Source organism: Acetobacterium wieringae (assembly GCF_023700225.1).
Classification (GTDB): domain Bacteria; phylum Bacillota; class Clostridia; order Eubacteriales; family Eubacteriaceae; genus Acetobacterium; species Acetobacterium wieringae.
Genome location: NZ_CP097897.1, coordinates 3,537,114 through 3,551,356 on the forward strand (window position 1 = coordinate 3,537,114; position 14,243 = coordinate 3,551,356).

Sequence of the window (14,243 nt, forward strand, 5' to 3'; positions counted from 1 at the left end):
TACGGTCGATACACGGGTAAATTTTTTACAAATGTCCACCTAACTTTTAAGTTAGGCAAACATTTGTAAAAAGTCCTCTAGTTCTCCTGCTCGGGTTCCCAGCATTCTTTCCATATTGGCCAGAAAGCCCTTAACCTTGACCGGATAAGCATCCATTTCCCAATCCATAATATTGCAGTCAAACAACATATGTCCCAGTAGTAAAATGGTTTCAATCGTTTCCCTTGGATAATCCAGATGAAAAAGATCAGCAGCGATTCCTTCGGCCACTGCGACTTCCAACAGCGGCGTCATCCGCTTGAGCATGGCCTTGGTGTATAGCTGTTCCAGTTTGGCATTCTCCACCTTGTGCATTTGGTCCCTGATTTCCTCCGATCCTTCAAACTCCGGAGACTGAGCCATAATCGCCATCATAATCCGATCGATCAGCGGCACCGATTGATCTTTTAGGATGCGTTCCGCCCGTTTGGCGCCTTCTTCGACAATATCCAGGATGATAGCCGCCAGCACCGCTTCCTTGGAAGCAAAATAATAATAAAAAGTACCTTTGGCGATATCCACAATCTTTAAAATATCATTCACCGAGGTCTGTTCATACCCCTTCGTGACAAAAAGCTCCCGGGCCACCATCAGGATTTCCCGTTTGCGGACTTCTCCTTCTTTGACAGTCTTCATTGAGCCCCTCTCATTCTTTCGACCTTCGGTCGATAATTGAATAATAAAATAAATCTTGCTCTCTGTCAAGATTTATTTTTATTACGGTTTTGAGGAACCCATCAACTACAATGAACGTTCCGATAATTTCTCCTAACTAAGGACTCGCCAAGAGAATACTGTATAGCAACAGACCGCTTCAACTGGTTTTATTGTACCGCAATGGTAAGCTTTGTTTTGCGCCTTTGTTTTTTTTCAAGTTTATCTGCATACATTTGCTGATCGACATGATGATAAAATTTGGTTAGATTTGACCATGTCTTGACATCGTATACGTCTGTCCCGATTGCCACCTCAAGGGGATATTCCACCTGGTTTTCGGCACATTTCAGATATTTTATCATCTGGAGAATCTTGAGCTTAATGGCTGTTTCCTCGGTATTTTCCATCAGGATGGCAAATTCATCGCCACCAATTCGATAACATATCCCTTCCGTCTTTTTATCTTGATCCATCGATATAATTACTTGAAATCTAATCTATTTGCATTATAATATTAAATAGGGTTAATAAGTAATACCCACTTAAATTTATAGGAATGCGAGAAACGATGAAAAAACAAACAACTATTTCTAATAAAAACACCAGTGGACAAAAATACCTGGGTGATCGGGGTTTATTGATCTTCCTGGTTTTTCTAAGCGCTTTTGCCCCGCTATCTACCGATCTATATCTGCCAGCGCTACCGACCATGACTGCCTATTTCAATGTTCCCGAATATCTGACAAATCTGACCCTGATTCTGTTCTTTATCTTTTTTAGCGCCGGTATTCTGGTTTGGGGGCCGCTCAGTGATAAATATGGCCGCCGCCCGATTCTACTGGTCGGAATCACTGGCTATGCCATTGCCAGCCTACTCTGTGCCGTTTCCGGCAGCATTTATCAGCTGATTTTTTTCCGGGTTTTGCAGGCCATCGGCGGCGGTTCTGCCAGTGCTGTGGCCACTGCCATTGTCAAAGATGTCTACCATGAACGACAGCGAGAGAAAACTCTGGCCTTGGTTCAATCGATGGTCATTATTGTCCCGGCTGTTGCCCCAGTTATCGGGGCTCTGTTACTGACCTTCACCTCTTGGCGGGGGGTCTTTATCATCCAGGCTCTACTGGGACTCATTATCCTCTTGGGTTCCATCATTTTTCAGGAATCAATCGCACATCGGGGATCCGGAAATATTCTCCATACTTTGGGGCGACTGGGGGTCGTTCTTAAAAACCCGGGTTTTACTTCCCTGCTGATTATTTTTTCCCTTTCCAGCATCTCCGGATTGGCCTTTATTTCATCATCTTCTTATATTTATCAAAATGATTTTGGAACCAGCAGCCAGGTTTACAGTTACTTTTTTGCCTTTAACGCCCTGGCGATGCTGTTGGGACCCTTGATTTATATCAAACTATCCAACCATTTCAAGCGCTTTTCGATCATTAATCTCTGTTTTGGCATTACCATCTTAAGCGGTCTGGCCATTATTCTGTTCGGTCAGAGCAACCCCTTTATCTTTGCCCTGGCTTTATTTCCCGCCACCCTGGCCGGTAGTTGTTCCCGTCCCCCCAGTGCCTACCTGATGCTGGATCAACAGCCTGAAGATGCCGGTTCAGCCTCTTCACTGATGGGTTCTTTTGCCACCATCATGGGCAGCTTGGGGATGATTATCATTTCCTTTAACATGGATCATCTGATTCCCGTTATCGGCGGGCTCAACATTATTCTGGGCTTGCTTTCCGGCGGATTATGGCTGGCCGTGACTAAAACACCACTGCTTCGTAAAATCAGAGAGGCCTGATTGCTGTAAATTCTTTTGAATAAATAAAATTGCCTGATCCGCAAAACGTCGGGTCAGGCAGTTTTATTTTATGCGCCAATCAGTTTGCTGATTTGTGCTAATTTTTCATTAATATTTTTGTCCTGCTGCTGTTTGGGTTCTAAAAAATCAAAATTGCCAAGAATTTGATTGCCAGCGAGATGGGTCTTCATTTTCTCAAAACACTTGTCTGCACCACCGCCACGATGGGTGGCGATCAGAACAATCTTCTTTCCCGTGATATCATAATCTCTGAAAAAAGTATTCAGTGGCGGTGCCAGGGTATCGGCCCAAATCGGCGTGCCAATAATCACCGTCTCATACTTTGACAGATCGATGGCCGGATTGATAAGTTCCGGACACTCCCCAAATTTGGCGCCTTTCCCCCCAACCACATACTTGCTGATCTTCCCGGTGGGATACTCTTTCTGCGGTTTCAGTCGATAAAGATCAACCTCCGCATTTTTTCCAATTTGCTGAGCGATAAAATCCATATTCCCTTCCAGTGAATAATAAATAACAGCGGTTTTCATTTTTTTGCCCCTTTCATTTTTTAATCATTGTTTCATTCTTCCAATAAACTTTGGGTGACTTTCTTTTGTAATGCCTGAATTTCATTTTGCAATTCCGGATCGATTATCGCAAACTCAAACGTCGGCCGACCCAGATAAAACCCCTGAGCATAATCAATGCCCATCGCAATAACCGTGGCCAGATCATTTGAGGCTTCAATACCTTCGGCCACCACCTTAACGCCCTTGTTATGACAAAATTCGACCAGATTAGCAACCAAATTCTGTTTGTCCGCATTGTTGTTAATCCCCTGAATCATCTCCATATCAATCTTTATAATATCCGGCAACAGCGATAAAATCCGGATCTCATTGGAATAACCGCTACCAAAATCATCCAGAGCAATCGCCATCCCATTGTTTTTGATATAGTGTATTTTTTCAGATAAGAGCTCGATGTTGCGGCTATCTTCCTCGGTAATCTCGATGACAACCTGTTTGAAATGTTGACGATATTGCGTTTCAACAAACAGGTGATCTTCATCATTCAAACGCTGGCTGGGAATGCTGTTGATAAATATTTTGCGTTCTCCAAGTTCTTCGGTATGCTCGTCAAGGGTCTGAAACGCCATCAATATGATCATTCGTTCCAGTTGTGCCAGTTTTGACTGAGCCGCTACAGCCAGAATCTCCCTGGGATTTTTGAAATTGTCAAGCAGCGGTACCGCATCAATGCCTCATAACCCATAATTTCGCCACTTTTTAAATCGACGATGGGCTGAAAGGCAAAGCGTATCCGTCCGCTCATCAAGCAAGCGATTGATGGCCTCGCGGTTTTCCAGCAGGTAGGACATCTGCTGATAATACTCCCGATTGAATTCAAACAAACGACCTTTTTCCTTGTGTTTGGCCTCATACATGGCAAAATCCGACCGTTTCAGTAAATCCAGAACGTTGCTGGCATCCTGTGGATACCAGGCCACCCCCGCCGAAAAACGAATCTGATTCTCATTACCATCCGGTGTGTTCAATAAAAAAGACTTCCCGTAAGGATAAAGGTTTTTAATTATCTGACGGAGCTCGTCCTGATTGCCGCAATCATGGAGGTAAATGGCAAACTCATCACCGGAAATCCGGGAAATAATGCCGTCATACTGTTCAAAATAGCGGAAAATTTCACTGGCCCGGATAATCAGACGATCCCCTACATCATGGCCAAAGGTGTCGTTAATATATTTGAGATTGTCCAGATCAATAAAAATCATCGCCCCAATTTCATTGGGTTTTTCTGCTATTCTCCTCGTCGCTTCCCGTTTCAAGGCGGTGTTGCTAAATAACCCTGTCAATGCATCATAATCCAGCTCATTGGTTAACCGTCGTTTTTCTTCAATGTCGTCGGTGACATCCTGGATCACCCCGACCAGCCCATTGGGCGACTTGGCTTCGAGAATCCGCAGCCACATCTGTTTTTCGGTATAGGCATCGTAATATTCGTAGATATTTTCCTGACCTGCCACCGGTTTTTTGGTCACCTGCTGATAGTAGCGGGACCAGTCATCCTGAGATACCACACTACCGGGATCCAGATGGAGCAGCCAATAGACAAAATCGGTGAGGATCACCTGGTTGTTTTCCAGCACTTCGTAACCGCCAATCGGCAACAAACTCAATTCCAGTATTTTAAAGGTGGTTTTGGAGACATTCATCAAGCGCTGGTTTAACAATTGCACGGCTGTCGTCAGGTCATCAACCTCCCGCATACCCGTGGGTTTGAAATAAATCTCATCGTAGGGCGACAGTTCCCGGACGTATTTTGACAACCGCGAGATCTTCCGGGTAAAAAAGTAAACCAGTACAAAAACGGCCCCAAAAGCCAGGACGGTGGTCAGCAAAATGCTGTAAATCAGCTTCTCCCGCACGGATACCGAATTTTCCCGCAAAACATCTTTCGGCACCAGACAGGCCAGGGTCCAGTTCTGATCGGCAAAAGGAGAATTATCACTATAAACCTTCAGTTTCTGGACTGAAGCAACCATTGTCCCCAGTGCCCCCAGCCGGGTTTCAAAAATCCCCTTATCCTGTCCTTTTGTAAGCTTCAATTGCTCGCCACTTTTTAAATAGGTTTCTGCCAAAACCCCACTGGGAATAAACCAGTCCAGATTCAGGGTCTGATCGATCATTTGGGTGATCACATAAAAACTGTTGTGATAAAGGAGGTCGGAATCCGGCAGATAATGCTGGCTAAAATAAGGCATATCAATTTCGATTCCCATCACTCCATAACCATTCCCATCTTCATCAAGAAGTGGCAAGGTATAGGTAACAACCTGCTGATTGTCTTGCAACAGATCCCGGGGCGGCGCCCAATAACCATACCGCTCCATTTCAGCATTTTTAAACTGACTGCTGGCCCAGATTGGTTTCTCATAAAAATCGAAGACTCCGGCTGAATTTTCTCGACGCAGATCCAGATTCCAGCGGATGCTGGTAGCCATGGTGTATTGTTTGGATACCGCAATTGGGCCAATTTCCAGTAAATAGTTAGACGTCGCACCATTATCCGGAGTGCTGTTGCGAATATATACCGCCGAATGCGCCGCTGAATCGTCTTTATTCGAATTTGAACCATTCAAAACAAAGAAGGCCCCGGTCACCTGGTTTTCTTTCAGGATTGCTACCAGCGACTGACTGGCCAGCAAAGCCGTTTCATAATACGCTGGATCATTGAGATACAAGGCATCGGGCGTACTGCCCTGCTGCTGAGCTAACAAAATTAAGGCGGCATTGAGTTGTTCGGTCTCACTGGCGACATTCGCAATCGTCTGACCCACCGACGCATCAAATGTTTTCTTCCGTGTTTCGGTGGTATTGTTCAACAATCGTACCGCTTCAGCATCCAGAATGAAAAAGACCTGGGATACCCACAGTGCCGATAGTAAGGCCAGGCTTTGAAAGGTGACAATTAAGGCCAATAATATATTTAACTGTCTTCGAAGGGTCCAGGTCTTTTTCATGTAAGTTTCCTTATCAACTGTTTTTTAAAGCTTGATTACTTTTCAATATAGGCTATCCCGGACTCATCAAGCTGGCTGCGAATAACGGTCAACCACTCTTCAAACCGGGCATTAAGATCCAGCGCTGCCAGTATTTCCGCTTCTGACATGCCCTGTTCCTTTAATACCACTGTATTTTGACGGCCAGCTTCACCCATTGCCGTCAATGATTTTTCCAGCGTCGTTCGCACCTCATAACTGCCTTTAAAAGGAAGTGACGCATAGGTTTCCCGTTCCATGATCTGATCCAGAGCGATCTCATAGACTTTTGCAATATTTTGATCAGCCGCTGTTCCAGCACTTAACGTCTCCAGCGATGTTTTAAAGGCTTCATTCTCGTAAGCGCCAGCTTGCACTGGCAGGTACCCGGTAGTCATGGCAAAATCAATATTCTGAGCTTCAGCAGTAAACCATTTTAGAAAAACGGCCGCCCCTTCCTGCTTAGCAGGGGTCGAGTTGGTCACACTCATCCCCGCCCCCTGCTGGATTGCGTCGGGGCTGCCACCGGCAAAGACCGGGTAGGAGAGCGCCAGAAAATCGATGGGCTGCTGTGTATTGTCTTTCTCGATCCAGGTTGGGAAATAGGCGGCACCCGATGATGAACCAACGTAGGCTACCAGATCCCCGGCCTTAATATCATCTGACCGGAATTTGCCGACCGCATTGAAGTAACCCAGGCTCATACCGCCATAATAGGTATCAAAGATCTTTTTCATCACTTCCCGGTTTAAGACGACCTGCTGATTTTTGCCATCAATGACTTCAACCCCCAATTGCTTGTTGCCGATGATGATATAATTTGCCACCGAATCAACTCCCATCAAGCTTTTGCCATCTCCGACTGTTTCGGGGGTCTGAGCATCTGTCCACTTATAATAGCTCTGAGCCGCTGCATAAACCCCTTCCCAGGTGCCAAGCTTACTGGCGTCCAGACCACTTTCTGCGGCAAATTTACTCCAAGCAGTTTTATTAACATAGAGCAGCTCGGTACTTTTGACAATCGGCAGAATCAGTAGCCGCTCGCCATCAAATTGGCCACTGTTTAAAAATTCTTCCACATACAGCCCCTTTTCGGCTTCGGTAAAGTAATCGTTTAAATCACACAATTTTCCCAACGCATCTATTTCTAACGCCTTGTCTGGATAGCAGGAAAACAGATCCGGCATGGCTTCGGCATTGATAACGCCATTGGCGGCATCAGTAACCGCTTTTTCAAGTTCCGCAACACTGCCTTTGGCCACCGCACTAACCACCACCCCTTTTTCAGAACCCACACTGGTGTTAAACGCATCCACCGCTTTTTCCAGGGCAATCTTATTATCCCCGACATAATAATGCCACAGGGTAATCGAAACCGGATTTTTAGGATCGAGCGCTGTTTTTTCCCCGGTTGAGCAGGCTGTCAGTGTGATCAACACACTTATAACCAAACAAACCAATTTAATTTTTCTTTTCATTTACTTCTGTTACTCCTTTAATTTATAAATCGCTAGATTTTTACGCTGTCAATAACACTGCCCTCATATACGAATATTCTTCTGATTTTAACTTTTTATTTCTGAGTTTTTTTTGTAATGCTATTTCAGAAAACTTCCGTTATTTACTGGTATTTTATCAGAGGTTTGACTCGATGAAAAGAACTATTGCAGAAATAAAAGACTACCTCAGTCTTTCGATATGAAAAAATTGCCAAAAACTAACACCGTTTTAAAACAACTCAAAATATAACCCATGGTGTTTTATAAATAACTTGAATCCGGGTTCTCAAACCTTTATACTTTAGTCATTTCAAATTTTATTGTGTTAAGGGGATAAAGATGACAAGAAACGTTTGGATTACCGGATTACTACTGTTTCTATTTGCTGTTTTATGTGGCTGTTCTGTCAAACCGGCTGCCGAAAATAAACCACCAGTGCTTACTGACGACCCGGATCAGCTCGTCGGCAAATGGGAATTGTTGGGCGATAACGGCTACTATGAAACCTATGAGTTTACAGCAGATCATCAGGTTATTATTGAAAACCGCACCCTCGGGAAATGGGTGAAGGTTGTTTATACGTACGAAGATGTCTCGGGGCTGCTTGTCCTAACTAATGGGCAGCGCTTTGAAAGTGATCAATTCATTGGCACGCTGGATAACCTTGGCATGATCAGTTATGATGTTGATGCCCACGCTTTGTTTATCTTTAATAATACCTATAATCGTGTTGATGCCTTTTCTCAAAATTATGGATCCTAATTTTGAGAAAAGTTTTTTGCCATAAAAAACGTCTCGTTTGTTATTATTCAGCAGCTTGTCTCGGTTTTTTCTGACCCAACCACACCTGCTTTTCCAATCGCAAACGAAACGTTAAACTGCTGTATTCTACTCAGTTTCAACAAAATAACTCAGATTGAACAAGATATTACCCCAGAGATTTTTCAGTCCCCCATACTCAAGTATGTCCCATTCCGATGGTTGCTGAAAAGATCCGCTTTTGACTAAGCTACCTCATCCTAAAAGTAGTGAGAAGATTAGTGATTATAAGGCGTTTGCTTAATCATAATCAATCCATTTCTTATGGATTCTACAAAAACATGGGCCAATTCCGGATCAAACTGCAGACCTGCCTCGTTCTCAATAATTTTCAATGCATGACTCACTGAGTAGGCTTCCTTGTAAGAACGTTCAGATATCATGGCATCAAAGGCATCGACGATACATAAAATTCTTGCCGACATTGGGATATCCTGTTTTGAAATTCTTCTTGGATAACCTGAGCCATCATAACGTTCATGATGTCCAATAACTGCCGGGATGACATAATCAAGTGATGGGAGGTGCCGGATAATATCGATTGAATTTTCCACATGACCTTTCATGATTTCGTATTCCTCATTCGTAAGTTTCCCTGGTTTATTCAGGATTTGTTCGGGGATACCGATCTTTCCAACATCATGCAATAACGCCGCTTCTCTTATCATTTCTGCCGTTTCTTTATTCATACCAAAAGCGTAGGCAAGTCCTACCGCATAGTAGGCAACATTATTGGAATGATCAAAGGTATAATGATCCTTCGTATCGATGGCTGCAGTTAGTGCATAAATTGTTTTTTCATAGTCAGAATATACTTTCTCTTTTTGTTTTAAAGTTTCTGCTGTAACATTTCCTTCCGCAAGATTCTGATCTCGCTCAGAATAGGTCATAATTGCATTTTTACCATTTCTTTTAACATAGTATATCGCTCTGTCGGCATTATCGATTAATTCCTTTACACTGCTTGCCGCATAGGGTATTGCACAAATTCCCCCACTGAGGGTCAGTATTTTTAAACGATACTCCTTATTATGTTTATTCATATCCGCTATCTGCAAGCGAATATTTTCCGCCAAATTTTTTGCTCTTCGTAAATCATACAGGGGAAGAATAATTGCAAATTCCTTGCCGCTATATCGGGCTACGTATCCATTGCTTCCAACAGAAGCCTGAATAATTCTTGCAATCATCTGAAGTGCAATGTCCCCTTCCTTATTGCCGTAAAGTTGGTTGTACAATTTGAAATCATCAATATTCAGAATAATCAGCGCCAGCGATTGGCCTTTGTTCTTTTCATATTCGCTATGTAAGGTTTCATAAAAATATTTGCGATTCAATAAACCCGTTAATTCGTCAGTTCTTGCTTCGAAATAAGCTTTTTCATAAAGCCTGGAATTTCTAACCGCAATGGATCCGATCGATTCGATCGAGCCCAGAAAATTAATATCATCATAGGTAAAACTGCTGTATTTTTCTTTTTCGGAAAGTAAGACGATCCCCACCAATTCAGACCCATCTTTTAGCGATACAAAGCATTCGATTTTCAAATCTGCGAATTGTTTTTTTTCTACTTCCCACATCGATTTGTATGCAACTGTTCGTTTGAAATCTTTCATTAGCAGACAGCCTTCGTTATTGGATAACCATGTAACAATCGGATTATCTTCCTGGATAGAAAAAAACTTTTTATCGAGCGGACTGGTGCTGTGTACCATAAAAAAAGAATCATTTTTCTCATTTCTGATACATATATATATTTTTTTGACGGTAATTGTTTTTGAATAACATCCACTAATTCTTCCAAGATTTCATTTACATTCAAGCTTTTCGAAACGGTTATACTGAACTCTTTTAAGTTTTCTGCTTGATGAATTTCTTCTTTCGTAAAAACTTTATCAATAAACCGCTTCATTCCCTGATAAATAAAAAAAGTAGCAAAGGTAAAAAACACAGCAATAATTAAAACACTGTGTTCTTTAAAATCAGACAAGTTGGTATCAATAAATGTTTGAAACAAATTAATGAAATTCGAAAAAAGCAACAATGACAACACCGCCGCAATTCCATAACAACTTCCCCGGGAAACCAGGAGCGTTAGTTTGAATAAGCGACGCCTGTATAATGCATAAAATAAGCAAAAAGCAAAACAAACACCGGATAGGATGTCGGTTGGAAAACCTTTAAACACTGGCACAAATAAGGCAAGATGACCAACCACTAAAATAAAAACGCCAAAGACTATGGGTGTGAATTGTTTTTTTGCCAGTTCATTGGTTTTACTGTATTTATATAATAAATACAGTGCATGAAATGTAATTGCAACACATACAACAAACAAAATAATTACCGGCCATGAAACATTATAGACGAAACTGACTTTTCCATCGGTTCCATTTATGGCTTCCGGAGCGCTAAGAAAAAAGCCTGTTAAGACATTAATTATGTTTACCAGCGCAATAATCAGTAGATAACAGCGTTTAAAAAATCGATCCTTTAGCCCAATAAATTCGATCACAAAAATAAAAAAAGCAAATGGCATTAACGTTAAGCCAAGAACAGAGATATTATACCAAAAATCAAGACTTGGCCATAATTGCATTCGCATGCAAAACGAACCGCCTGTCCATAAAATCATTGCAGATAAAAAAAGCAAGAATGAATTGATCAGCTTATTTTTTTTAGCAGCCATAAAAGCCAGCAGTAAAAAGGCATAACAGCATAACGCTGTAATCGGTATATATACAAAACTATCCATCATCCGCCCCATCCACGATTAATCGAAAAGTTCTGTTTTTCAATTAATAAAAGTTCTTTTATTTCATGCTTTGACGGATTGATATGCCTCAATCTTTTTCCAGTCTGCTTTTTATATTCTTCAAATGTACCACTTTTCAAAATAGTGATCTCTAAAGGATCCATTCCTAAAATACGTTTTAGATCTTTATAATCGTGGTCAACATATTTAAAATAAACGGTTAAATGTTCTTTTAGTATTTCCTTTCCAAGTCCATGACTAACTAGAGATGTTGTTTTTATTTCAATATACATATGTATCAAGGGGCGATTATGCTCATTATATTCCTTTACTGCAATCCACTCCTCAATATGAAGACCTGATAAATCAATTGCCGTTTGAATAGAGTGCTCTGAAATTCGTGTAAATCCGGCAATATCGATTATCGTTGGAATTCTGTCGATATACTTAAAACGAGGAATTCTGGTCTTATCTTCATCGTTTTTTAAACCGATACACCGATACACATCACCAACCCGGTATCGCATAAAGGCGCCCCCTTTGAATACTGAAATCACGAGCTCATACTTTTCTCCTGATATTACTTCATCCATCAGATATGTTTTGGGTTGATAGTCCTGCTCTTCAAAACTTCGGTTCATTTCATCTTCCGGGATAAATTCATAAAAACAGGCATCCGGGAAAAAATACATCCCATCCCTCGTCCAGGTTTCAGTTCCAATACAGGTCGGTTCTGTTCCCGCAAATATCTCCATCGGACGAATGCCCCACAAATCCTCCAGATCATCTTTATAACAATCGTTATCTGTACCTGCCACCATAAAGCCTTTTAACTTATACAAATCCTTTGGCTTAAGATCTCTATTTTCTGTTTTGCATCGATATTTTGCCAAGATGAATTTCCCCAACATCGGTAGAGAATATTTCATTGTACTGCTTTTAGAATCATTTGACGAAGTTTGGTTTGAGGTCTTCCCCATAGAAGCTAAGCTGAGACTAACAAAATAGGTAACACTTCCCAGACCAAAAAAATAGTCGATATTCTTTCTGAGACCTAATTTAAAACCCTTTTTATTACGCTCGCTGAACGTCATTTTTTCAGCTTCTTTAACCGATGGCAAAAATTCAATACCAATTTCTTCGTTTAATACCAAGGGAAGTAATCCTGTTGCATAGGGAAGCGGTGCTAATCCGTAGAGAATTTTGTCTGTCGCACGGACATCAAACTTCCCTTTTTCATTGCTGGTGGAAAGCATTAAACAGGCAATTGTATTATTGCGATACGTATCCAGCATACTCTTCGTATAAGGCGCTACCTTAATCGGTTGTTTCCCTCCTTCCCAAGTGGTTTGGATCCATAAAACCGGCTGATCCGGGAGCATTTCCCCTTTTTTTTGCAGTAAAACATCCGCATAGTCGCCATATGTGGTTAGAGGCATCATTTTTCTGAATTCATCGGTGGTTTCAGGTCTTTTCCCGTTGAGCATTTGTTTGCCAAGCTCGCTATGACTCCATAGTGAGATTTGTTCCAACATCAGACGATTTTGGATGGTCATGTAGGAATCAATATCCAGATCTAAAAAACCGCAATATTCCTGCCATAACATTTCATATTGGCGATTCTTTAATTTTTCTTCAAACTTCACTGAATTGCTCCTTTTCTTACTTTAATGTCAGTAAACAACGTTTGATACTTTTGAAATTTGGAATAATAAAAGGCGTGCTTTTCTTATAGTCATTATAATCCTCAAAAGCATGTATAAAGGTCCAGCGATCCTGAAAAACAATGTATAAAAAATTGCAGCTACAAAAAATAATTCCTGCCCATAATAACATTGGGATTCTCAACGTCAGCCATAAAAAGAAATAGAATCCGGCAAACCATAAAACGCCGGGATGCCTGCATAAGGCATACAAACCATTTCGATAAACTTTAGGCGATCCATTATTAATTATATACGTTTCATTAAATGGTAAAGCAAAGAAAAGGGTATAGACCAACAAGATCAGAAAAAAAATTGAAAGAATTCCAAAAATACTCATCCACCACAAGTCCCAAATAATGTCATTAAATGATGCCAAAATAATTCCCACTGTCGCAAAAATTAAAAGGAACGAACCTAAAAAAAAGAAACTGTTAATAACATTATTTTTAAAAATCACACTATTGATGTCATACACTGCAAAAAAAGAAATGCTAGAAGCCCAATTAATATAAAAAGCATACATCCGCCTCTCTTAAATAATTTGTTGTTTCGGCAATTGTGGCATTTTACTGTTCCACTTGAATCGCTGGGTTTTATGCTATTTCAGAACAATTTATGCAATAATTAGTTACTTAGTTGATATAATACTATTATTCTAATTTTTTTGCAATTATTTATCGCTTTACGGAAAAATATATATTCGAGTTTGACATAAATATTCCATTTGATGACTATTGCGGTAACCTCCGGCCGCCCTCAATAAAACAAAAACCGAAGCGGCATTTTTATCTGCAGCACCGGTTTTTCTAATTGAAGGTATTTCTTCGGTTGGTATTTTGATCTTTACTTCCAGATATCTTTTTCGGGAATAATTTTCATCAGACAGTTGTTATCACCCATTTTGATGCTTTTCAGAAGCTCCACCTCGACCTGACACTGGAATGCTTTTTCAAAAAGAACCTGGCTGTAACCGGTGGTGCATTGACACCAGGTATCCGTCTCCAGCCGGTCAACCCCTTCCAACATCGGGCAGGGGCAAAATAGAAACTGGAGATAGAGCTCCCCATTATCACTATAAAGCCCCGCCGCATTGGCTTTGGCCTGACTACCGAATTCTTCCAGACTCGCTGATTCGGCGAGCAGTTCGTTGAGCAGCGCCAAGCGCTCATCCATGCCGTAACCACACTGGCAATTTCTGCGAATCTGCACAACCGTGTCGCGATCAAACTGCTTTTCCAGCCGTTTCATTGTCGCTTTAACCCAGCTCGGGTTATTCTCCGATTCATCCGAACCAACTACGATTGCTTTAGCAACCGCCTCGTTGCTTTGATCTTTGACCGCCTGAAAAATAACCTGTTCCTGAATTTTTCTGATATCAAACATTTTAACATCCTCCGTTTTTGTTTTA

At 41.4% G+C, this 14,243-nt stretch carries 13 protein-coding genes; 2 read left to right on the forward strand and 11 right to left on the reverse strand.

Going from position 1 to position 14,243, the window contains the following annotated elements:
* Positions 1–51: 51 nt before the first annotated feature.
* Positions 52–675, reverse strand: a complete 624-nt coding sequence (locus CHL1_RS17335; protein WP_148638604.1) for a TetR/AcrR family transcriptional regulator — start codon at positions 673–675, stop codon at positions 52–54.
* 188 nt (positions 676–863) lie between these two features.
* Entirely contained in the window at positions 864–1,169 is a 306-nt protein-coding gene (locus CHL1_RS17340) for a GGDEF domain-containing protein (protein WP_148638605.1), read from the reverse strand.
* A gap of 95 nt (positions 1,170–1,264) precedes the next feature.
* Between CHL1_RS17340 and CHL1_RS17345 the strand changes: the two genes are divergently transcribed.
* Positions 1,265–2,494, forward strand: coding sequence for a multidrug effflux MFS transporter (locus CHL1_RS17345; protein WP_148638606.1), 1,230 nt, complete (start codon positions 1,265–1,267; stop codon positions 2,492–2,494).
* Positions 2,495–2,562: 68 nt separating this feature from the next.
* Here the strand turns inward: CHL1_RS17345 and CHL1_RS17350 are convergent, their stop codons facing one another.
* The 4 genes from CHL1_RS17350 to CHL1_RS17365 are packed head-to-tail and all read right to left on the reverse strand — an operon-like array spanning position 2,563 to position 7,534.
* Positions 2,563–3,045 (reverse strand): flavodoxin family protein, encoded by a 483-nt coding sequence (locus CHL1_RS17350; RefSeq protein ID WP_148638607.1) that lies wholly within the window; start codon positions 3,043–3,045, stop codon positions 2,563–2,565.
* Between the two features lie 32 nt (positions 3,046–3,077).
* Positions 3,078–3,758 carry an EAL domain-containing protein gene (locus CHL1_RS17355; RefSeq protein ID WP_338078325.1) on the reverse strand — a complete coding sequence of 227 codons (681 nt, stop codon included), beginning with the start codon at positions 3,756–3,758 and terminating at the stop codon, positions 3,078–3,080.
* A 3-nt stretch (positions 3,759–3,761) separates the two neighbouring features.
* On the reverse strand, positions 3,762–6,038 hold the full coding sequence (locus tag CHL1_RS17360; RefSeq protein WP_250934189.1) for a GGDEF domain-containing protein: 2,277 nt from the start codon (positions 6,036–6,038) through the stop codon (positions 3,762–3,764).
* A 35-nt stretch (positions 6,039–6,073) separates the two neighbouring features.
* On the reverse strand, positions 6,074–7,534 hold the full coding sequence (locus CHL1_RS17365) for an extracellular solute-binding protein (protein ID WP_250934190.1): 1,461 nt from the start codon (positions 7,532–7,534) through the stop codon (positions 6,074–6,076).
* Between the two features lie 360 nt (positions 7,535–7,894).
* On the opposite strand from CHL1_RS17365, the gene CHL1_RS17370 reads away from it, so the two are divergent.
* Entirely contained in the window at positions 7,895–8,317 is a 423-nt protein-coding gene (locus tag CHL1_RS17370; protein ID WP_250934191.1) for a hypothetical protein, read from the forward strand.
* 275 nt (positions 8,318–8,592) lie between these two features.
* On the opposite strand, the gene CHL1_RS17375 is transcribed toward CHL1_RS17370, so the two are convergent.
* The 5 genes from CHL1_RS17375 to CHL1_RS17395 all read right to left on the reverse strand — a co-directional run bounded on the left by CHL1_RS17375 (position 8,593) and on the right by CHL1_RS17395 (position 14,218).
* Complete coding sequence (locus CHL1_RS17375; RefSeq protein WP_250934192.1) at positions 8,593–9,990, reverse strand: bifunctional diguanylate cyclase/phosphohydrolase; 1,398 nt, start codon at positions 9,988–9,990, stop codon at positions 8,593–8,595.
* Positions 9,990–11,132, reverse strand: a complete 1,143-nt coding sequence (locus CHL1_RS17380) for a histidine kinase N-terminal 7TM domain-containing protein (RefSeq protein WP_250934193.1) — start codon at positions 11,130–11,132, stop codon at positions 9,990–9,992. Before CHL1_RS17380 ends, CHL1_RS17375 begins: the two co-directional genes overlap by 1 nt.
* Positions 11,129–12,775, reverse strand: coding sequence for a GH3 domain-containing protein (locus CHL1_RS17385; RefSeq protein WP_250934194.1), 1,647 nt, complete (start codon positions 12,773–12,775; stop codon positions 11,129–11,131). The genes CHL1_RS17380 and CHL1_RS17385 overlap by 4 nt, the downstream gene beginning before the upstream one ends.
* A 16-nt stretch (positions 12,776–12,791) precedes the next feature.
* Positions 12,792–13,358: a hypothetical protein gene (locus CHL1_RS17390; protein ID WP_250934195.1), complete on the reverse strand. Its 567-nt coding sequence runs from the start codon at positions 13,356–13,358 to the stop codon at positions 12,792–12,794.
* 320 nt (positions 13,359–13,678) lie between these two features.
* The gene (locus CHL1_RS17395; RefSeq protein ID WP_070370731.1) at positions 13,679–14,218 is read right to left on the reverse strand and encodes a DUF6144 family protein; all 540 of its coding nucleotides are present in this window, start codon (positions 14,216–14,218) and stop codon (positions 13,679–13,681) included.
* Between the last annotated feature and the right edge of the window lie 25 nt (positions 14,219–14,243).